This window comes from Rathayibacter tritici (genome assembly GCF_002932875.1).
GTDB lineage: Bacteria > Actinomycetota > Actinomycetes > Actinomycetales > Microbacteriaceae > Rathayibacter > Rathayibacter tritici.
This window is the reverse complement of the sequence record NZ_PSWS01000024.1, coordinates 12,451-31,745: the sequence shown is the minus strand read 5'-3', so window position 1 is coordinate 31,745 and position 19,295 is coordinate 12,451. Positions and strand designations below refer to the sequence as shown.

The window sequence follows — 19,295 nt, the reverse complement described above, 5'->3', positions numbered from 1 at the left end:
CGGCCTTCGGGCCGTGCGCCTGCCCCGAGCACGCGTCGGATGACCATCTGCACTTTCACATGTGTGTATGGTACCTCCTCGCGTGATCCTCGCCGAGACTGGCGGGCATGGCGACTTCCTCCCACGACCACGACTGGGCGCTGTACACGCGCGAGCTCGGTATCAGGATGCATCGCGCCCGCATCGCGAAAGGCTTGAGCCAGCAGAGTGTCGCCGATGCCGCAGACCTGGCCGGCTACACCTACCAGAAGTTCGAGAAGGGCGAATCGAAGCCGGGGTCGCCCGCCAACCCGACGCTACGGACGCTGCTCGCCCTCTGCGCGGTACTCGACGTGGAGCTGACCGACCTGCTTCCGCCGAATCCGCTGTGCTCCTGACCGGGCGGAAGAGATCCGACACGTGTCCCCCGCCCATCGGGGACGAACCGCTCAGCTCGCGAACTCGTCCGGCCAGCCCAGCGCGGCCAACGACCGGCGCACCCGCTCAATGTCCTCCTCCGAGGGCAGCTCCGAGGTCACTCCGACGATCGCGGTGCCCACGTCAGCGCGGGAGGCGGGCGCATCGGCGGCCAACCCGGCGGCCACCTCGGCGACTTCCTCGTCGCTCAGGCGACGGCGGAGCAGCGCCAGCAGCGGCACGAAGTCCTGCTCGGGCAGGCCGGAGGGGTAGCCGGCCCGCAACCAGCGGACGATGCGCGTGACCAGGCCGTCGCGGGTGTCCGGCTCGGCGAGCGACTCCGGACCCGCCAGCGGCCAGCCCGCGTTCGCGAGACGCGAGGACACGCGGGCGACGTCCTCCGGCAGCGCCGGCCCGAGCAGCAGCTGCTCGATCCGCTCGCGCACGACGGCTCGCGAAACGACGGTCTCGGCCCGCTCCGACTCCGACAGGAGCCGCGCGACGACCTGCTCGACCTCGTCCGTCGTCAGGCTGCGACGCAGCAGGCCCAACAGCGGTAGGTAGTCCTGCTCCGGCACTCCCGACGGGTAGCCCGCGCGCAGCCAGCCGACGACGCGGGCGACGATCCCCTCCCGCGCCGCGATCGGATCCGTCGATGCCATGCTCAGCCCTTGGGCGCGAACGTCGGGATCACGTGCTCGAAACTCACCGACTGGCCGAGGCCCGTCGCGACGATGACGCTCAGACCGATCACCACGGAGCCGACGACCAGCGCGAAGCAGAGCACTCCGATCCCACGCAGCAGCGGGGCGGGCAGGCCACGCCGTTCCGTAGGGGCACTGGCGGCGGGGGCACCGGCGGCGGGGGCACCGGCCGCGGGAGCACCGGCACTGACCGCACCGGAGGCGAGCGCGAACGAGCGGACACCGACGGCGAAGAGCACGGGCAGGCCCGCTCCGAGGAGAACGGCGACGAGGGCCACCTGGCCGGCGGCGGAGAGGAAGAGGGAGAACACGGTGCGGATCCTTTCGCTCAGACGCCGGCGGTCTCGGGCGCGGGGCGTGCCGCCGCGTCCTGCCACTCGTCGTTGACGTTGTGCGCGCCGATGCTGTCGCGGCGCGAGCGGATGGAGATGAAGGAGGCGACGGCGACGAGGACCGCGGCCATCAGCAGACCACCTGCCGCGCCGCCGACGAGGTGCCCGACCCACCACATCACGGCGCCGACGAGGGCGGCGGCCGGCAGGGTGATGACCCACGCGATCACCATGCGCAGCGCCACCCGCCAGCGCACCTGGGCGCCGGGCCGGCCGACTCCGGAGCCGAGGATCGAGCCGGTCGCGACGTGCGTGGTCGAGAGCGCGAAGCCGAGGTGGCTGGAGGCGAGGATGACCGCGGCGGAGGCGCTCTCGGCGGCCATGCCCTGCGGCGTGTTGATCTCGACCAGGCCCTTGCCGACGGTGCGGATGATCCGCCAGCCGCCGATGTAGGTGCCGAGCGAGATGGCCAGCGCGCAGCTGAGCTTCACCCAGAACGGGACCGACTCGGTGTCGCTCCAGCCGCCGGCCGCGATCAGCGCCAGCGTGATCACTCCCATCGTCTTCTGCGCGTCGTTGGTGCCGTGTGCAAGTGAGACGAGAGAGGCGCTGCCGATCTGGCCGATACGGAATCCGCGGTGCAGGCCCTTCTCGGCGAGGTTCCCGATCACCCGGAAGACGAGCCAGGTACCGATTGCCGCGACCGCTCCGGCGAGCACGGGCGACATCAACGCCGGGAGGATCACCTTGCCGACAACGCCGTCGAGCGTGGTGCCGTCGCCCGCCCAGTTCACCCCGTTGAGCCCCAGGCCCGCGAGAGCGGAGCCGATCAGGCCGCCGAAGAGGGCGTGCGAGGAGCTCGAGGGCAGGCCGAGCAGCCAGGTGAGCAGGTTCCAGACGATGCCGCCGATCAGGCCGGCCAGCACAATCAGCAGCAGAGCGGATCCGCCGCCCTCCAGCAGCGCCGGGTCGGGTGCGCCCGAGGAGTCCTGGATCTTCACGACGGCGTTGGTGACGGTCAGCGCCACCTCGATGCTGAGGAACGCCCCGACGAGGTTCAGCGACGCCGAGAGGGCGACCGCGGTTCGGGGCTTCAGGGCACCGGTCGCGATGGACGTCGCCATCGCGTTCGCCGTGTCATGGAAGCCATTGGTGAAATCGAAGGCGAGGGCCGTGACGACGACGAGCGCGAGCAGGATAAAGGGATCCACGCAGACATGATGCCTCGGCCCCGGGAGCCCGTTCGGCGTGGCGGTGAGGCTTCACCGACTGTTCACCTCGAGGGATGCGCCTGCCCCGGTACCCTGTGCGGATTCTCAGGCATGCGCTCAGGAGGTCGACCGCGGTAGCGGTGGGGTGAGGTTGGGCGTGTGCGCGGGGTCGGAGTCGGGGGCCGGCTCGTCAGCGGGCTTCGGCGAGCCGGGCAACGGCGGGGTGAGGTCGAGGGCGCCGACCGCCGGCTCGGCGGCGTGCTTCGGGGTGGATGGCTGGCTCTCGGCCGCGGCCGCCTTCTTCGCCGCCTTCTCCTGGGCGCGCTTGAGCTTCTCGGTCTGCTCCGCGAGCTTGCGGGCCTTCTTGCGCAGCTTCTTGCTGGAGTCGCGGACAGCCTCGTGCGCCGCGCGCACCGACTTCTCGGCCTTCTTCAGCGCCTTCTTCGCGCGCTTCTTCGCCGCCTTGTCGCGTGCGTCCTTCTCGGTCCCGGCCATGTCCGCTCCTCCGCTCGTCGACCACTCCGGCCGACGCCCCCCACGCTACCGAGCCCCGCTCGCCCGCGAGACGCCACCCCCTCTCCGCGAGATGCCACTTAGGTAGGCGACACGCCGGGCGGAGGCGTCGTAAGTGGCATCTCGCGGAGGGGAGGATGGCATCTCGCGGGAGGGCTCCGGCGAGTCGGCTCGGCGGTGAGGCTGCGTTCGGCAGGCTGGGGGCATGGTCTTCCAGAACGATCCCGGCGGCTACCAGGGACGCGCAGGCCTTCGCCGTCCGATGCGTGGGCCCAAGCGCGACAAGTGGATGTGGTGGCGCCTCGGCTCCGGAGTCGCGGCGACGGTCGCGGGCGTGGTCGCCCTGCTCGTCGTCACCTCGCACCGCTGACCCCGCCCCCGGGCCGACCGAGGCGGAGGCGGCGTCTCGTTCGGCCGATCGAGGCAGACACGAGGGATCGAGAGCAGATCGACGCGGGCAACCACTTGACTCCGGAGCTTTTTCTCAGCTCCGCAGCGGCAGAACGCAGGTAACTTGGAGGGTCGCCTCGGCTCGGCCGCGCGATCCGCCCCCTCCCCACCCGACGTTCGCTTCCCCCAGCGAGCGCCGGCAGACCTGGAACCTCTCTGCATGCACCGTTCGTCTCGCGCCTCGACTTCCTCCCCCGCAGGAGCCGAGACCGGCAGCCCGTCCGCCCTTCCGACCCGTCGCTCCCTCCGTGAGCAGGAGACCCGCACCCGCCGCGCTACCCGCGGCTCCTCGCGCCCCCGCGTCTCCGCCGTCGCCGCGATGACCCTCGTGGCCGGCATCGCGATCACCTCGACGATGCCCGCGTTCGCCGTGGGCGGCACCGCCGACTCCGAGCTGACCCGCGACACGGCGAGCGCCGTCGCCGCGGCCCGCCCGCAGAGCTTCGTGGCCGCCGGAGTCGTGCAGCAGAGCGTCACCCGCGACGCCTTCGCTGCCGAGGCGAAGCCCGAGGTCCTCGTGCCCACCGCGTCCCTCGACGCGATCACCGCCACCTCCGGCGAGTCGACGGCCGCCGCCGCGGGCGCGTCGGGCGCGTGGGTCGTCCCGATCTCGGGTCACATCAGCAGCGGATACGGTCCGCGCCCTGACGCGCCCGTCGCGGGCGTGAATCTGTTCCACAAGGGCACCGACCTCGCCGGCGCCTGCGGCACCCCGGTCCTCGCGGCCTCCAGCGGCACCGTCGAGGAGGCGTCGTACCAGGGCAGTTACGGCAATTGGATCCTGCTCGACAATGGCGGCGGCATCGAGACCGGCTACGCGCACAACAGCGAGCTGATGGTGTCGGTCGGCGACACGGTCACCGCGGGTGAGGTCATCGCCCTGCGCGGCTCGACCGGTGCCTCCACCGGCTGCCACCTGCACTTCGAGACGCGCGTCGACGGCGAGGCCGTTGACGCCGTCCCCTTCATGGCCGAACTCGGCGTCCCGATCGGCTGACGCCTCGGAGCGACGGCTCAGCACCGAGACGTTGCGATGGTCGCTCTCGGGTACCGCGATGTGTGCGTCCTCGCGGGCCTCATCCGGGGATGGTGCGCGGGCCGGTCGAGACGGCGGCCGACCAGTGCGCGTCGTCCGGGACCGTCGTCACTCTGATCTCCGCGTCCTGGTCGACGGCGATCTGCATACTGCCCGTAGTGCCGCCGCCGGTGCCGGTGCGCGTGGTGTTCGGACTGTAGACGCAGGACGATCCGCTCGTCATCAGCCCGACGACCTCGATCGTGACCTCGGCGTCCTCGGTGTCGCAGGCGACGGAGACGGTGATGTGCAGCGGTTGGCCGCTGAGGTTCACGGTCTGCGAATCGACGGCGCCGATCCGGTCGGTCCAGGTCACGGCTGCGTTCGCGCCCTCCGGCAGCGTCACGGGCCCGAGCGGAGCGACGGATGCCGGAGCAGCGGACGTCCCGTCCTCCGCCTCGTCGGCGCCCGGCGTGCATCCGCTGAGGGCCGATCCGGCGAGCAGTGCGGACGCCCCCAGCACTGCCACTCGGCGCACCGCCGGGTTCCGAGCTGAGCGCCGGTCGGTGTTCCGGTGTCCATCGTGGTTCCCCCTGTCCACTGGCGTTCCTCCGGTCTACCCGAGCCCGGGCGGCGGTCGCACGCACTCTGCGACGGTTGCCAGGGTCGGGATCGGTGGTGCTCGGCCGATCGACCGCCGCGACTCCCCCTGGCAGCGCACTCAGCCTCAGCCAACAGGTGTGGCGTATCGTGAAGCTAATTGCATGCAGACGCATGGATACGGACTCGCCGACCGCACGGCCTCCGAGCCCATCCCTCTTCGAGCAGGAGTCGTCATGACCACCACCAGCACTCGCTTCACCGACCGCGTCGTCCTCATCACCGGAGGCGGATCCGGCCTCGGTCGCGCCGCCGCTGTCCGCCTCGCCCAGGAGGGCGCCCGCCTCGCCCTCGTCGACCTCTCCGAGCAGGGTCTCGCCACCACTGTGCAGGCGCTTCCCGAGGGCACCGAGTCGATCAGCGTCGTCGCCGACGTGTCGAAGGAGGCGGACGTCGACGCCTACGTCGCCCGCACCCTCGAGCGCTTCGGGCGGATTGACGGCTTCTTCAATAACGCCGGTATCGAGGGGCGCCAGAACCGCACTGAGGACTTCACGGCCGACGAATTCGACAAGGTCGTCGCGATCAATCTCCGCGGCGTCTTCCTCGGCCTCGAGAAAGTGCTGAAGGTCATGCGCGAGCAAGGTTCCGGCATGGTCGTGAACACCGCGAGCGTCGGCGGGATCACCGCGATCGGCAACCAGTCCGGCTACGCGGCCGCCAAGCACGGCGTCGTCGGCCTCACCCGCAACTCCGCGATCGAGTACGGCGAATTCGGCATCCGCATCAACGCGATCGCCCCCGGCGCTATCTGGACCCCGATGGTCGAGAACTCGATGAAGCAGCTCGACCCCGAGAACCCGCGCAAGGCGGCCGAGGAGTTCATCCAGGTCAACCCGACCAAGCGCTTCGGCGAGGCCGACGAAATCGCCTCCGTCGTCGCCTTCCTTCTCTCGGACGACGCCTCTTACGTCAATGCGACCGTCCTCCCCGTCGACGGCGGGCAGTCCATCAAGTACTGAGGGCCCGCCCGCGCGGAGGCGGTGGATCGGCGTCACCGCGCGGAGCCCCTCCCGCGCCGGAGGAGCGACTCCGTCACGACGATCGCGACGGTGCAGGAGCAGCAGACGGGGACCATGACGACGAGAGCGGTGAGCACTGTGGTCCCGTCGTCGGCGCCGAACTGGTCGGCCATTACGGCGACGACGAGGACCACGCCGAGGAGGCACAGGACGGATGCGAGCCACAGCGCCGGCCAGGGCGCTCGTCCACGGAGCACGTAGTAGGGAGCGCCGGCCGTCAGCAGGCAGGCGACCGTAAGCGACGCCGTGAGCGCCAGCGGCCTCACGGCGTCGATCGCCTGCCACTCCGTCCCGCGCGGCGAGAGCAGGAGGAGCATCAGCGTCGCGAGGACGGCAATCACCGCACCGACGGCCACAAGGACACGAGCGGCACCCAGAGAAGTACGTGAGTCGAGCACCCTGCTCCTCGTGGGCATCACTGTTCCTTGCCTATCGCGTCGTCATCGAAGGGCCACGCGATCTCGATCGCCTGGCCCTTCCTGCATCCTGCCGAGAACAACGTCGACACCTGTGCGGATGAGACGTTATCGCGTCGATGGTCGATTCGGGAGGCCCGTAGCGGGGGCCGCGGACCTCGTGGGGTCCTGGGGCCATTACCGGCCGGCGGCGGCACGGCGCAGCAGAAGTCCCTCCACAGGCTCTTCCCCGGGTCCGAGTTCGCGAGTGGGCCCTGGTCCACGCGGCGGCGGTCCTGCAGCGGGAGCAGAATGGGGGGCGGTCCCGCCAGCGACCGGACCTCGACCACGACGGAGACATGCATGAACCCCACCGGGAGCTTCCGCGCCGCCCGCGACACCCTCCTGCAGCACCGCACCGATGCGGTCGCCGCGACGGAGGCGTTCCAGTGGCCGGACGTCGGCCCGCACTTCAACTGGGCGGTGGACTGGTTCGACGCGATCGCGATCGGCAACGAGCGCACCGCGCTGTGGATCGTCGAGGAGGACGGCTCCGAGCAGCAGTACTCCTTCGACCGGATGCGCTGGCGCTCGGACGAGGTCGCCGCCTGGCTCCACTCGGTCGGCGTCGAGCACGGCGATCACGTGATGCTCATGCTCGGAAACCGGCTCGAGCTGTGGGAGTCGATGCTCGCGATCATGAAGCTCGGCGCGGTCATCCTGCCCACCACGACCCTGCTCTCCCCGGCCGACCTGGCCGACCGCCTCGCGCGCGGCGAGGTGGCGCACGTCATCGCCGATGCCTCCGAGACCGCCAAGTTCGACGAGATGGAGGGCGACTTCGGCCGCATCGTCGTCGGCGGCGCGGCGGAGGGCTGGCTCGACTACACCGACTCCGTCGAGCCCTTCGGCGTCAGCCCGACGGTGGTCGTCGAGAGTTCGGACCCGTGCCTGATCTACTTCACCTCCGGCACCACGTCGAAGCCGAAGATGGTCGTGCACACCCACGAGTCCTACCCCGTCGGCCACCTCAGCACCATGTACTGGCTCGGCGTCCAGCCGGACGACGTGCACATGGCAATCAGCTCGCCCGGCTGGGGCAAGCACGCCTGGAGCTGCTTCTTCGCGCCGTGGAATGCCGAGGCGACGGTGTTCGTCTACAACTACAGCCGGTTCTCACCCTCGGCCCTGCACCAGCAGCTCGACCGGGCCGAGGTCACCACGTTCTGCGCTCCGCCGACCGTGTGGCGGATGCTGATCCAGTCGGCCCTCGGAGCGAAGCCGCGCGCGCTCACCGAGATCCTCTCGGCGGGCGAGCCGCTCAACCCAGAGGTCATCGCGACCGTCGAGCGGGAGTGGGGCCTGACCATCCGCGACGGCTACGGCCAGACCGAGACGACAGCGATCATCGCCAACCCGCCCGGAGCCGACGTCGTCCCCGGGGCGATGGGCCGCGCGCTGCCCGGTGTCGCCATCGCCCTCGTCGATCCGCTGACCGGCGAGCCCGCCCCCACCGGCGAAATCTGCCTCGACCTCTCCGTCGAGCCCGTCAACCTGATGTCCGGCTACCACGGCGATGAGGATCGGACCGAGCGTGCCCGCGCCGACGGCTACTTCCACACCGGAGACGTGGCGGTGCGCGCCGTCGATGGCACGATCACCTTCGTGGGCCGCACCGACGACATCTTCAAGTCCTCCGACTTCAAGATCTCGCCGTTCGAGGTCGAGAGCGTGCTCCTGCAGCATCCCGCCGTCGCCGAATCGGCCGTGGTCCCTGCTCCGGACGAGGTCCGCCACAGCGTGGTGAAGGCCTATGTCACTCTCGCGGAGGGTTGGGAGCCGACCGCCGAGACGGCGACAGCGATCTTCGCGCACACCCGTGAGCTGCTCTCCTCCTTCGAGCGGGTCCGTCGCCTCGAGTTCCACCCGCTGCCCAAGACGATCTCGGGGAAGATCCGCCGCGTCGAACTACGCGAGCGCGAGGAGGAGGCCTTCAGTCGCGGCGAGGAGATCTCCACGGAGTGGCGCGCCGACCGGCTCTAGCAGCCGGAACCCACGACGCCCCGGCCGCTCCGGCGGCCGGGGCGCCACTCGGATGGCGGTGTCTCGCGCCGTCACCTGCTACCGGCCGGGGTGGGCCAGCGGGGCGGTTCACCGGGGGCGGACGGCGATCAGCTCGCCGTGGTCACGAGTGCCGGGTGCGCTGCGGCGGAGGGCGTGGGTCACCTCGAGCCCGGCCTGCTCGGCGAGCGCACGCATCGCGGCGAGCGGATGAAACCAGGCCGGCGCGACCGCATGCGCGAACACCTCCGTCCGCGGCCCCTCGAAGAAGCCGATGATCAGGCCGCCACCCGGACGCAACCGCTCGGCGAGCGCGGCGACGGCAGGAGGCAGCTCAGCGGGTGGGAGGTGGATGAGCGAGTACCACGCGAGCACGCCGACGAGGCCGTCGAGGTCGAGGTCGCGTGCCGACCCCAGACGAAACGACGCCTCCGGAAATCGCGCGCGCGCCAGGGCGACGAACTCCGGCACCGGATCCAGACCGACCGCGGCGACTCCGTGCTGCCGGAGGAACTCCGTCCAGTGCCCCGGTCCGCAGCCGACGTCCGCGACCAGCCCGTCCAGGCCGTCCGCCCACGAGCCGATCAGATCCCGATCCGCAGCAGGAGTCGCCTCGACCGACCCGAGCAGCGCGGCGTACTCCTTTGCCCGCGCGCCGTACGCCCGCCGTAGCTCGTCCACCCGGTGAGCGTACGCCGTCGACCGTCCGCATAGCCGGAACCCACAACGCCGCCACGCGTGAGCATCTCCACGCCAGGCGGAGTCGCGGGCGCGCAGCGCCTCACGCCGGGCCGGCGGCCGTCACCCGGGTCGAGAGCAGCAGATCGAAGCTCGTACGGTGGCGGTAGCGGAGGAACGCGCGGTCCATCTCGTCGAGCGAGCGGAAACCCGCGTACTCGGCGGCGCGGCGACGGACCAGCGTGCTAGGCACCGAGACCGCCTGCTCGCGGAGGACTCGCTGCGCCACATCGACGCGGATGCGGGCCAGCGCGGAGCGCACAGAACTCCCGCGGTGCAGCCAATGGTTCGCCGTCACGATCAGGGCAGGGACACCGAGAGTGCGGGCGAGGGTGCGCACGTCGAGTCCGGGGAGCGCGTGCAGGGACAGGAGGGAGCGGTCGATCCGCTCGCTGAGAGTGGGGATCCGGGGGCGCACAGGTGCGGTCATAGCGGCTCGCCTTCGAAGAGATGCGGTCGCCGTCGGTCGGGATGGCACGACGGCTGGGCTCGGGTCGGGTCGACCGGCGCGGGGGCGGAGACGCTCGTGCGGAGCGGTGACCGCGGCGGCGGAGGCGACCCAAAGCCTGGTCAGCTTCACCCCGCGAGACCCCTTCAGAGCGAAGCGTGGCGCGTTATGGAGTCTTGTTTGGCACGATTCGCGGCGCGTTCTGACGGGCGGGCGCGCCTGGCCTCGGAGCGTTCGCGCCCGGCGTCCCGAGCGGCTCCCGCAGGCTCGATCATCGAGGTGCTCCGTGCGCTGCTCTCGCCCCCTGAAGGAGACCTGATGACCCCCGCCGACGCCGCTCCCGGCCTGCCCGCCGCCGCTCTCGTCTTCCCCCTCCTCGTCGGCGCCGCCCTGCTCGTCTCGGGAGCCGCCGCGCTGCTCCGCACCCCCGGCCGCCGACCGGCCCGACGGCGCAGTGGCGCGACGCGCGCCCTTGCTCTGGCCCTCGGTGGAGGCCGCCCGGTGCCCGCGCACCCGACCTCCAGGATCGCCCGAGCCGGTCTGCAGATCGTCGTCGGCTGCCTCCTCCTCCTCGCCGCCGGGCCCGCCTACACGACCGCGGCCCTCATCGCGGCCGGCCTGTGCGCGCTCTCCCTCGCCGCCGCTCTCCGGGGCTTCGTCCTCGGCGAAGAGGACACTCCGGCCGCTCCTGCCCCCGTCGCCGCGGCGTCCGCCTTACTCGCCTTTGCGACGGCAGCCGCGGCCCAAGGAATCCTCGGATTCACGGGTATTCCGGCCCAGCTGCTGCAATTCGACCCGCAGGACCTGAGCTGGGCAGCGGCCCTGGTCGGGGTGCTCGCGGCGTGCACCCTCCTCCAACTCGCCCGGAGCGCAACACCGGCGCCACCCGTCGAGCCGGGAGCCGGGAGACACGGCTGATGTTGCGACGGCGGACACCTACTGCTGCACTCCCGCACCTCGTCCTCGACGGCACGGCCGTGCGCCTCGGTCCGCCCCGCCGCTCGTTCGCGCTGATCACCTTCTGGATGCAGTTCCACAACCCCGGACCCACCGCACTGCACGACCTCGCCCTGCTCTGCGGTTCCTTCACTGACGGTTCCGGCACCGAGCTCGAGTACGACGAGGCCCCGATCACGGTGGTCGGCCGACCCGAGCGCGTTGCTCCTGGCGCCGGGTTCGTTGCCGTCGCGCACTACACGACCGCACCGCTGCGGGCCCCTCGAATGCTCCGCCACTCGATCGTGCTGCGTGGTCGCACGGGCGAGGGCCGACCCTTCACCGACGCCGCTGCTCTCGAGGTGCACGTCGATCCTCGCCGCTCTCCCGAGGTACGCTTTCGTCCCCCGAGGACGGGGTCCGACAGCCTACGCTGGCGGTGAACGACGGATGCCGTCGCGTGACGACTTCTCACGACGGGGTCTGATCAGTCAGGCTAGGGGTATCGCGTCCCCCGAGGGACGCGCCAGAGGAAAGGACCACGACGTGATGGGGATCGTAGAAGGCAGCCGGCCGATCGTCGACCGTGGGGTGTCCCGCCGAGATGCGGCCGCAGCCGCCTGGTTGGCCGGGAGCGGAGTGGACGTTCGCGCCGTCGGCTCGTTCCGCATCGTCGCCGACACCGTGTGCAGCGACGGAGTGGAGGTGCTCAGAATCTGGCACTCGCCCGGCCGCCTGCACCGCACGGCACGCGTCGGCGCGGGAATTCGTCTGATCATCCCGCTCGAGGGTGTGCTCGTGATCCAGCCCGACGATCCTGCGGCTCTCGAAGTACAGCTCGGCCCGGGCGACATCGCCTTCCTCCGGTGCGACACGTCGTTCACGATCGTCACCGACACCCCGAGCGCCCGCACCGAGATCGCCCTCGACCGGCCGCTGCTGGGTCTGGTCGACTCGGCCGACGGTGGCGCTGTCGTCACTGAGGCCGACGCGGCCAGCCGCGGCATCCTTCTCTCGACCGTCAATTCGACCTTCGCCTCGGCCCTGGACGCCGACTCCCCGGCGTTCCCGCTGGTGCGGGCGGCCATCGAGCAGCTCGCCGGAGCCATACTCGCAACCTCGCTCCCGCGCGAGAGCAGCGAAGACGTCTACACCCGTGCCCTCGCGCTGATCGCCGCGATGTCCACCGACTCCCGACTCTCGGTGCAGGAGATCTGCGAGCGCCTCGGCGTGCCCAAGCGGACCCTCCAGCGCACGTTCGCGCGCAACGGCACGACGGTCTTCGACGAGATCCGCCGCGCCCGCCTGACCACCGCGCGGGCGCTCCTCGGCGGGAGCGATGCGCCGCCCTCGCCCGAACACGCGCTCAGCAGCTACGTCCGCTCGCAGCGCCTGCGCCGCGACCTACGCCACCTCGAGACGGTGCCGACCTCGCGTCTGGGCTGAGGGTCGCCGTGCCGTCCGAGCACGGGAGGGCCGACCCGAGGCGGCGGGCGGGATCTCTCCGCGCCTCGGGTGGCACGCCGCGTCTGGGCGCCGCGGCTTATCGCGTCCGCCGTCAGTACTCGATGCGCCCTCGACGGTCGTGGAACTCGCCCGTCGGCCCGTCGGAGCTGAGCAGGGCGAGCGCAACGGTCGCGTCGGTGCCCTCAGTGACGGTCTGGTGCCCGCCGTGGCCGTTGAAATCGGTCGCGGTGTAGCCGGGATCGCTCGCGTTGATGCGCATCCCCGGCAGATTCTTGGCGTACTGAACGGTCAGCGCGACGACCGCCGCCTTCGAGGCCGCGTACGGGATCGCGGTGACGGGGAACTCGTCGTGACCCTGCGTGCTCAGCCAGCGCGGCCAGCCGACTCCGGAGGCCACGTTCACGACGACCGGGTTCGAGGAGCGGCGCAGCAGGGGGAGCGCCGCCTGCGTGACGCGGACGATTCCCACCACGTTGGTCTCGAGGACGCTCGCCATCGCCTCCGGGGTGAGGTCGTCCACGCCGAACGAGGTGCCGAGGATGCCGGCGTTGTTGACAAGAACGTCGAGTTCGGGAAGCGAGGCGAGAGCGGAGTCGACGCTCGCCTGATCGGTGACATCGAGGCGGACGGGAAGGGCGCCGAGCGCGCTGACGGCCTCGCCGTCGGCCGTATCGCGCAGGCCGGCGTAGACGGTGTGGCCGGCCTCCAGGAGGCGGCGGGCGGTCTCGAGGCCGAGGGAGCGGTTGGCTCCGGTGATAAGTGTCGTCGTCATGCCTCTATCCTGCGCCGCGGTACTCCCCCGGCGCGACGAGCGACCGGAGGAGCACCGGGAGTCGACTATCCGTAGAGGCGCTTCAAGCCCTCGGCGTCACCGGCTCCGAGCTTCTCCTGGCTGTACTCGCACGGGTCCGAGGCCGGCTTCATGACCTGGTGGGTGGCGGGGGCGACGTGGTCGAGCCCGAAGACATGCCCCGCCTCGTGGGTCGCGGTGCCCTGGAGATCGTAGGTCTTCCCCTGGCAGGCGCGGCCGGTGTTGTCCCACCAGGGCGCCCGGTTGTTGAACTTGATGTCGGACGACACGATGATGCCGTCCTGGGACCAACTGCACGTCGTCGCGAGGTACTTCGACGACAGCTCACCCCAACCGATGGTGCTGCGGTCATCCCCCTCGCTGCACCCTCCGGCCTTCGTGACATCGACCGAGTTGGTGGACGTGCCCAGGTAGCGGTGGGTCGCCGTGAGGTCCACGTCGGAGCCGCAGCGTGTGACGCCCCCGGTCACGGTGTCCAGTGCGTCCTGGATTCTCGCGACGCCACTGGTCACGGGCGAACCGGTGTTGTTGTACGACCACTCGTACGCGCCCGCCCACTTCTCTCCGCTCAGCTTGTAGGCGGTGCGGTCATCGCAGCCGGGGACGACAGGGGCGGAGTCCAGCGTGCTGACGGCGGAGGGACGCGCGCTCGCGGCTACGGCGGAGTTCTCGCTCCGCAGGGCAGCGAGGGTTCCCTCGGATCCGAACTCCTGGTCGCCGGCGACGGCGGCGACCCCGCCGTTCCCCGCGCGGTACACGACGACGTCGGGGACGTCCTGGTAGCCGGCGGCGACCGCGGAGGACGCTCGCACGGAAGCTCCCGGGTTCGGGATACTCATCACCACACCACCGACGTTCACCTGATCGCCGGCGAAGGAACACTCGGGACTGATGGACGCGAGTCGTGATCCGTCGATGATCGTGTCCGTGGGACACGCCGGTCCGGACGCGGAGGCCGGAGCCGCGGCTCCGAGTGTCACGAGAGCGGTGGCCGCGAGTACCGCGGCGAGTGCTCCCGCGGATCGCGGTCGGACGGTGTGGTTGGTCATGGTGTCTCCTCTTGATCGACGACGGTGGGGCGCTTGTCGCGTCATCCCGGCTCCCTCTGATCGAGCGCCGGCGTGCGCGTCTCCACGAAGCACACGACCGCGGACCCAACGTCCCCCAGGCAGGGGCCGCGGGCGGCGATGCCTCTGGGGCAGCTGGGTGACCGCGGACACGCGAACCCCTCCCCTCTCGCGAAAAGGCGAGCGGAGAACCCGGTCCCTCACTCCGAAGCGAGGCCGAGTGCTGATCATCCTTGCTCTGCCGTGTCGCGCAGCACCAGGAAGCCTCTGAGAGTCAGGACAGGCGGCGGTGCGAGCAGCGGAGTAGCCGACGCGGCGTGCGCGGGCCGCCGGGCGCATGACGGGCTCAGCGCGGGCGGTGAAGGCTCAGATCAGCGCCCGGAGCGCGATCCGCGGCAGGAGTCGCTGAATCGCCGTGGCCGCCGCGCCCCGCGCCCACTCCACCAGCCCGCCGTCGACGACCAGCAGTGACAGGGGCGGAGCATCCGGGTCGCGCGCGGCCGCGATCGCCGCGTCCACCGCTGCCGCCTGCTCGGAGTAGAGGGCGACCCCCTCTCCGGCGAGGATGATCGTGCCGGACATCGAAAGGTCGCCGATCGCGGCAATCATCGTGCCGAGCGCGCGGGCGGAGTCGGCGAGGACGCGCGCGGCGCCGGCATCGCCCGCGCGCGCGGCCGCGAAACCATCGGCCAGCGTCAGCTCGCGCCCGGTGGCGACGAAAAGCTGACGCAGGAGCGAGGGCAGGCTGAGCATCGCGGTCGAGCAGCCGCGGTGGCCGGCCTCGCAGACGGGCCCGGTGGCGTCCAGCGGGTAGTGCTCACCCAGGCCGAGTCCCGCCTCCGGGGGCGCGACCACCCGGTCGTGGACGACCAGCCCATAGCCGACTCCGGCGCCGACGGTGAGCACCGCGAAGTGCGAGATGCCGCGGCCCCGCCCGAACCAGTGCTCGGCGCCGGTGAGGGCGACCACGTCGTTCTCGAGGGCGACCGGCAGCCCGAGGGCGGCCGAGAGCGGAGCGGCAAGGTCCACATCGCGCCAGCCGAGGAATGGGGCGCGGCTGACCCGGCCGTCGGCGGCGATGCTGCCGCCGAGTGTCACACCAAGGCCGGCGAAGGCGGAGGCGCCGCCCAGTTCGTGGACGACCGAGACGATTGCGGCGATCACGTCGGCGGGCTCCGTGCTCGGCAGCGCGCGCACCAGCTCCCGCTCGGTCCGCGCGCGCAGGTCGGTGCGCACCGCGAGCGCCTCGGTCCCGGTGATCTTCACGCCCGCGAAGCTCAGCGCGTCGGCGCGAATGTCGAGCGGGCGGGCGGGGCGGCCGACGCCGATGCTCTGCTCGGGGCCCTCGACGACGAGGCCGCCGTCGAGGAGGGGTCGTGCGAGCCGGGTGAGGCTGGCCGGCGAGAGACCGAGGCGGCGGCCGAGCTCGGCGCGCGAAACGGGACCGTGGATGAGCACCTCGCGCGCCAGAAGCTCGGACGAGCTCCCGGCGGCGTCCTCGGCGACAATGGTGTCGGTCACGGGGCTCCTTCTTTCCGGCCTGGTACGAAGCTCCCGGCCTCGAGTGGCAAAAGGAACGAAAACGGGGGCCATCACCGCTCTTGACACTCCGATTCGTTCTGCTTTAGAAACTAGCCATGCACCCCAGTGTCGCCCCAACGAACGACACGGTAGCCCTCATCGGCCGGGAATCCCGCCTCTTCCACCTTGCGGACGGCGGCACCAGCGTCGACGCCCGTCTCGCCACCTCCGCGCACTGGGGTGCCGCCGTCGGCGCGGGCGAGGGCTACCCGCCGGGCAGGATGACGCTCCCGGGCCTTGATCCGCGGCGCATCTCCGCCGTGGCCCTCGCCGCTCGGCCGGCCCGGTCAGTCGCCGCTCGGCACCGACCTGTTCCCGCGCGTCAGGAGGCGCCGCATGTCCGCACGTCATCGTCCCCCCGAGTTCTCCCGGCGCCTGTTCCTCTCGGTCCCGCTCGCCGCGGCGTCCGCTGCCACCCTCGCCTCCTGCGCCGGCGCCGGCGACGGGGTGACCACACTCGACTTCTTCCAATCCAAGGCGGAGGCGGTCGAGGACTTCGCGCGGATCATCCGCGAGTTCGAGGCGGCCAACCCCGACATCCGCGTGATCGCCAACACTGTGCCCGACCCGGACACGGCCATCCGCACCCTGCTCGTCAAGGACAAGGTGCCGGACGTGCTGACCGTGAACGGCAGCCGCTACTACGCCGGTCTGGCCAAGGCCGGCGTCTTCCACGATTTCACCGGCGACGAGCTGGTCGACCGGGTGAACCCGGCGGCCCTCGATATCGTCGCCGCGCTCGGCAGCTACGAGGGGAAAGAGGTGAACGCACTCGCCTTCTCGAACAATGCGGACGGGATCCTCTACAACCGGACGATCTTCGCCGACAACGGGATCGAGGTGCCGACCACCTGGGACGAGCTGATCGCCGTCTGCGACGCGCTCACCGCCGCGGGCGTCACTGCGATCTACGGCGCCCTGCTCGACAACTGGACCGGCTCCCCGGCCTTCAACGCGCTCGGCGGACAGCTGCAACCGGACGGCTTCTTCGACGCGATGCGTGCGGAGGGAGCGACCCTCGGCCCGGACTCGCCCGTCTCGTTCTCGAAGGACTACGCGAGCACGATGGAGCGGCTCGGGCAGCTCTTCTCCTACACCCAGGAGGGCTCGTTCGGCTGCAGCTACGACGACGGCAACCGGGCCTTCGCCGCGGGCGAGGCGGCGATGTACCCGCAGGGCATCTGGGCGATCAACCCGGTGCGCACCAACAACCCCGACATCGACCTGGGCGTCTTCCCCTACCCGGTGCTCGACGACCCGGCCCACACGCGGGTCACCTCGGGCGTCGACGTGGCGATCGCCATCGGCCGGGGCACTCCGAAGCTGGAGGCAGCCCGCCGCTTCGTCGACTTCCTGCTGACCCCCGGAGTCGTCGAGCCGTACGTCGAGAGCCAGGCCGCCTTCTCGCCGCTGGTCAACGCCGCACCCACCGCGGATCCGACGCTCGCCGAGCTGCAGCCCTACTTCGAGCAGGGACGGCTGGTCGGCTTCGTCGACCACCAGATCCCCGCGAGCATCCCGCTCAACCCCACGCTTCAGGAGTTCCTCGCCAGCGGGGACGCCGACGCGGCGCTACGGACCCTCGACAGTGAGTGGCGGAAAGTTTCGGCACGCACGACCAGGAAGTGACACCATGACCTCGACCACGACGGTCGCCGCGCAGGCGGTGGCGACCGCGCCTGCGCCGCCCGCGCGTCGCAAGCGCACCTCGACCACCTTCTACTGGATGACAGTCCCCGCCGTCCTGCTCTTCTTCGTGCTGCACACGGTTCCGGTGCTCACCGCCATTTTCTTCAGCTTCACGGATTACGCCGGCTACGGCTCCTGGGACCTGATCGGCGCCTCCAACTATCTGGCGCTCCTCCAGGACGACCGGGTCTGGAAGGCCTATGGATTCACCTTCGGCTTCGCCATTGTGGCGACGGTGCTGGTGAACGTGATCTCGCTCGCCCTCGCCATTGGACTCAACGCGAAGATCCGATTCCAGACGGCCTTCCGCGGGATCTACTTCATCCCCTACGTGCTCTCGACCCTCGTCATCGGCTATGTGTTCCAGTACCTCTTTGCGCATTCGCTGCCGCAGATCCTCGGTGCGATCCCGGTGATCGGCGAGAACATCCTGGCGAATGCCGACTGGGCGTGGGTGGCGATCGTGGTGCTGGCGGTCTGGCAGGCATCGGCCTTCTCGATCATCATCTACCTCGCGGGGCTCCAAAGCATTCCGGGCGAGCTCTATGAGGCGGCCTCGCTCGACGGAGCGGGGACGTGGCGGCAGTTCACCTCGATCACGTTCCCGCTGATCGCCTCCTTCTTCACGATCAACATGGTCATCTCGATGAAGAACTTCCTCCAGGTGTTCGACCACATCATCGCCCTCACCAACGGTGGCCCCGGCACGTCGACGGAGTCGATCACGCTGCTGATCTACCGGGGCGGATTCCAGGGCGGCGAGTACGCGTATCAGACGGCCAACGCCGTCCTCTACTTCCTTGTCATCATCGCGGTCTCGCTGATCCAGTTCCGAATCCTCAGCCGCAGAGAGGCCTCGTTCTGATGACATCGACCATCACTCCCAGCACCGCCCTCGCCCTCGGCGAGCCCGAGGGGCAGCGCCGGCCCTCCCGCGACACGCGCCGGATCAACTGGTGGGCGACCGCGCTTATCGCCGTCTGCTCGCTGACGATCCTCCTGCCACTCTCCTTCGCCGTGGTCACGGCGCTGAAAACGCCCGACCAGCTCGGCGGAACCGGCTTCGAGCTGCCAACCTCTATCTCGTGGGGCAACTTCGCCGAGGCGTGGACGGCGACCCGCTTCCCGCAGGCAGTGGTGAACACGGCGCTGATCACAGTCGGAGCGGTCGTGCTGACACTGTTCTCGAACTCGATGGTCGCGTACGCGATCGCCCGCAACATGCACAGGCCGTTCTTCAGGGGCGTCTACTTCTACCTGCTCGCCGCGGTCTTCGTGCCGTTCCCCATCATCATGCTGCCGGTCGTGAAGGAGACGGCCCTGCTGGGCCTGGACAACCAGGCCGGGTTGATCCTGCTCTACGCCGTGTTCGGCCACTCGATCAACACCTTCCTTTACACGGCGTTCATCCGGTCGATCCCGATCGAGCTCGAGGAGGCGGCTCGCATGGACGGCGCCTCGACCTGGCGCACCTATTGGCAGGTGATCTTCCCGCTGCTCGGTCCGATGAACGCGACCGTCGGCATCCTGACCTGCGTGTGGGCGTGGAACGACTTCATCCTGCCGCTCGTGGTGCTCTCGGACCCGTCCGCCCGCACCCTGCCGCTGGCCGAGTACGTCTTCCAGGGGCAGTACAACACGAACTACACCGTCGCCTTCGCGTCCTACCTGATGGCGATGGCGCCGCTGCTGATCGTGTACCTGTTCGCCCAGCCCTGGGTGGTCAGCGGAGTGATGCGCGGGTCGATCACGTAAGCGGGCCGGGCCGTCTCGGCCGACGCCGGCCGGGCCGTGCGCCG

At 70.5% G+C, this 19,295-nt stretch carries 22 protein-coding genes; 11 read left to right on the top strand and 11 right to left on the bottom strand.

What is annotated here, in order from left to right; all coding sequences use genetic code 11:
* Positions 1-107 precede the first annotated feature (107 nt).
* Positions 108-377: a helix-turn-helix domain-containing protein gene (locus C5D07_RS03810; RefSeq protein ID WP_068256527.1), complete on the top strand. Its 270-nt coding sequence runs from the start codon at positions 108-110 to the stop codon at positions 375-377.
* A 51-nt stretch (positions 378-428) separates the two neighbouring features.
* Here C5D07_RS03810 and C5D07_RS03805 read toward each other — a convergent pair whose 3' ends face one another.
* From C5D07_RS03805 to C5D07_RS03790, 4 genes are all read right to left on the bottom strand, one after another.
* Complete coding sequence (locus C5D07_RS03805; protein WP_068256530.1) at positions 429-1,058, bottom strand: DUF3349 domain-containing protein; 630 nt, start codon at positions 1,056-1,058, stop codon at positions 429-431.
* Between the two features lie 2 nt (positions 1,059-1,060).
* Positions 1,061-1,411 (bottom strand): hypothetical protein, encoded by a 351-nt coding sequence (locus tag C5D07_RS03800; RefSeq protein ID WP_104258722.1) that lies wholly within the window; start codon positions 1,409-1,411, stop codon positions 1,061-1,063.
* A gap of 17 nt (positions 1,412-1,428) precedes the next feature.
* Entirely contained in the window at positions 1,429-2,643 is a 1,215-nt protein-coding gene (locus tag C5D07_RS03795; RefSeq protein ID WP_068256536.1) for an inorganic phosphate transporter, read from the bottom strand.
* 117 nt (positions 2,644-2,760) lie between these two features.
* Positions 2,761-3,138: a histone gene (locus C5D07_RS03790; RefSeq protein ID WP_104258721.1), complete on the bottom strand. Its 378-nt coding sequence runs from the start codon at positions 3,136-3,138 to the stop codon at positions 2,761-2,763.
* Between the two features lie 223 nt (positions 3,139-3,361).
* Between C5D07_RS03790 and C5D07_RS15655 the strand changes: the two genes are divergently transcribed.
* Together C5D07_RS15655 and C5D07_RS03785 are read left to right on the top strand one after the other, a co-directional pair.
* Positions 3,362-3,526: a hypothetical protein gene (locus C5D07_RS15655; protein WP_157593831.1), complete on the top strand. Its 165-nt coding sequence runs from the start codon at positions 3,362-3,364 to the stop codon at positions 3,524-3,526.
* 240 nt (positions 3,527-3,766) lie between these two features.
* On the top strand, positions 3,767-4,603 hold the full coding sequence (locus tag C5D07_RS03785; RefSeq protein WP_068256540.1) for a M23 family metallopeptidase: 837 nt from the start codon (positions 3,767-3,769) through the stop codon (positions 4,601-4,603).
* Between the two features lie 79 nt (positions 4,604-4,682).
* Here the strand turns inward: C5D07_RS03785 and C5D07_RS03780 are convergent, their stop codons facing one another.
* Positions 4,683-5,150, bottom strand: coding sequence for a hypothetical protein (locus C5D07_RS03780; RefSeq protein ID WP_146076757.1), 468 nt, complete (start codon positions 5,148-5,150; stop codon positions 4,683-4,685).
* Between the two features lie 307 nt (positions 5,151-5,457).
* Between C5D07_RS03780 and C5D07_RS03775 the strand changes: the two genes are divergently transcribed.
* The gene (locus tag C5D07_RS03775) at positions 5,458-6,243 is read left to right on the top strand and encodes a glucose 1-dehydrogenase (RefSeq protein WP_104258719.1); all 786 of its coding nucleotides are present in this window, start codon (positions 5,458-5,460) and stop codon (positions 6,241-6,243) included.
* A gap of 32 nt (positions 6,244-6,275) precedes the next feature.
* Here the strand turns inward: C5D07_RS03775 and C5D07_RS03770 are convergent, their stop codons facing one another.
* Positions 6,276-6,701, bottom strand: coding sequence for a hypothetical protein (locus C5D07_RS03770; RefSeq protein WP_104308615.1), 426 nt, complete (start codon positions 6,699-6,701; stop codon positions 6,276-6,278).
* Between the two features lie 360 nt (positions 6,702-7,061).
* On the opposite strand from C5D07_RS03770, the gene C5D07_RS03765 reads away from it, so the two are divergent.
* Positions 7,062-8,741 (top strand): AMP-binding protein, encoded by a 1,680-nt coding sequence (locus C5D07_RS03765; protein WP_104258717.1) that lies wholly within the window; start codon positions 7,062-7,064, stop codon positions 8,739-8,741.
* 108 nt (positions 8,742-8,849) lie between these two features.
* Here the strand turns inward: C5D07_RS03765 and C5D07_RS03760 are convergent, their stop codons facing one another.
* On the bottom strand, positions 8,850-9,440 hold the full coding sequence (locus C5D07_RS03760) for a class I SAM-dependent methyltransferase (RefSeq protein ID WP_068256558.1): 591 nt from the start codon (positions 9,438-9,440) through the stop codon (positions 8,850-8,852).
* A gap of 100 nt (positions 9,441-9,540) precedes the next feature.
* Positions 9,541-9,927 (bottom strand): hypothetical protein, encoded by a 387-nt coding sequence (locus tag C5D07_RS03755; RefSeq protein ID WP_068256559.1) that lies wholly within the window; start codon positions 9,925-9,927, stop codon positions 9,541-9,543.
* Between the two features lie 336 nt (positions 9,928-10,263).
* On the opposite strand from C5D07_RS03755, the gene C5D07_RS03750 reads away from it, so the two are divergent.
* The 3 genes from C5D07_RS03750 to C5D07_RS03740 all read left to right on the top strand — a co-directional run bounded on the left by C5D07_RS03750 (position 10,264) and on the right by C5D07_RS03740 (position 12,327).
* Positions 10,264-10,863, top strand: a complete 600-nt coding sequence (locus tag C5D07_RS03750; protein ID WP_068256560.1) for a hypothetical protein — start codon at positions 10,264-10,266, stop codon at positions 10,861-10,863.
* On the top strand, positions 10,863-11,324 hold the full coding sequence (locus C5D07_RS03745; RefSeq protein ID WP_068256562.1) for a hypothetical protein: 462 nt from the start codon (positions 10,863-10,865) through the stop codon (positions 11,322-11,324). The genes C5D07_RS03750 and C5D07_RS03745 overlap by 1 nt, the downstream gene beginning before the upstream one ends.
* Before the next feature lie 106 nt (positions 11,325-11,430).
* Positions 11,431-12,327: a helix-turn-helix transcriptional regulator gene (locus tag C5D07_RS03740; RefSeq protein ID WP_068256565.1), complete on the top strand. Its 897-nt coding sequence runs from the start codon at positions 11,431-11,433 to the stop codon at positions 12,325-12,327.
* A 112-nt stretch (positions 12,328-12,439) separates the two neighbouring features.
* Here C5D07_RS03740 and C5D07_RS03735 read toward each other — a convergent pair whose 3' ends face one another.
* The 3 genes from C5D07_RS03735 to C5D07_RS03725 form a co-directional block, all read right to left on the bottom strand.
* Positions 12,440-13,120 (bottom strand): SDR family NAD(P)-dependent oxidoreductase, encoded by a 681-nt coding sequence (locus C5D07_RS03735; RefSeq protein WP_068256567.1) that lies wholly within the window; start codon positions 13,118-13,120, stop codon positions 12,440-12,442.
* A gap of 65 nt (positions 13,121-13,185) precedes the next feature.
* The gene (locus C5D07_RS03730) at positions 13,186-14,208 is read right to left on the bottom strand and encodes a matrixin family metalloprotease (RefSeq protein ID WP_068256570.1); all 1,023 of its coding nucleotides are present in this window, start codon (positions 14,206-14,208) and stop codon (positions 13,186-13,188) included.
* A 384-nt stretch (positions 14,209-14,592) separates the two neighbouring features.
* Positions 14,593-15,747, bottom strand: a complete 1,155-nt coding sequence (locus tag C5D07_RS03725) for an ROK family transcriptional regulator (protein WP_249028165.1) — start codon at positions 15,745-15,747, stop codon at positions 14,593-14,595.
* A gap of 396 nt (positions 15,748-16,143) precedes the next feature.
* Between C5D07_RS03725 and C5D07_RS03720 the strand changes: the two genes are divergently transcribed.
* Genes C5D07_RS03720 through C5D07_RS03710 form a run of 3 tightly spaced genes read left to right on the top strand, consistent with a single transcriptional unit; the run spans position 16,144 to position 19,251 of the window.
* On the top strand, positions 16,144-17,436 hold the full coding sequence (locus C5D07_RS03720) for an ABC transporter substrate-binding protein (RefSeq protein WP_104258714.1): 1,293 nt from the start codon (positions 16,144-16,146) through the stop codon (positions 17,434-17,436).
* A gap of 4 nt (positions 17,437-17,440) precedes the next feature.
* Positions 17,441-18,361, top strand: coding sequence for a carbohydrate ABC transporter permease (locus C5D07_RS03715; protein ID WP_068256579.1), 921 nt, complete (start codon positions 17,441-17,443; stop codon positions 18,359-18,361).
* Positions 18,361-19,251: a carbohydrate ABC transporter permease gene (locus tag C5D07_RS03710; RefSeq protein WP_346243093.1), complete on the top strand. Its 891-nt coding sequence runs from the start codon at positions 18,361-18,363 to the stop codon at positions 19,249-19,251. The genes C5D07_RS03715 and C5D07_RS03710 overlap by 1 nt, the downstream gene beginning before the upstream one ends.
* Positions 19,252-19,295: the final 44 nt, after the last annotated feature.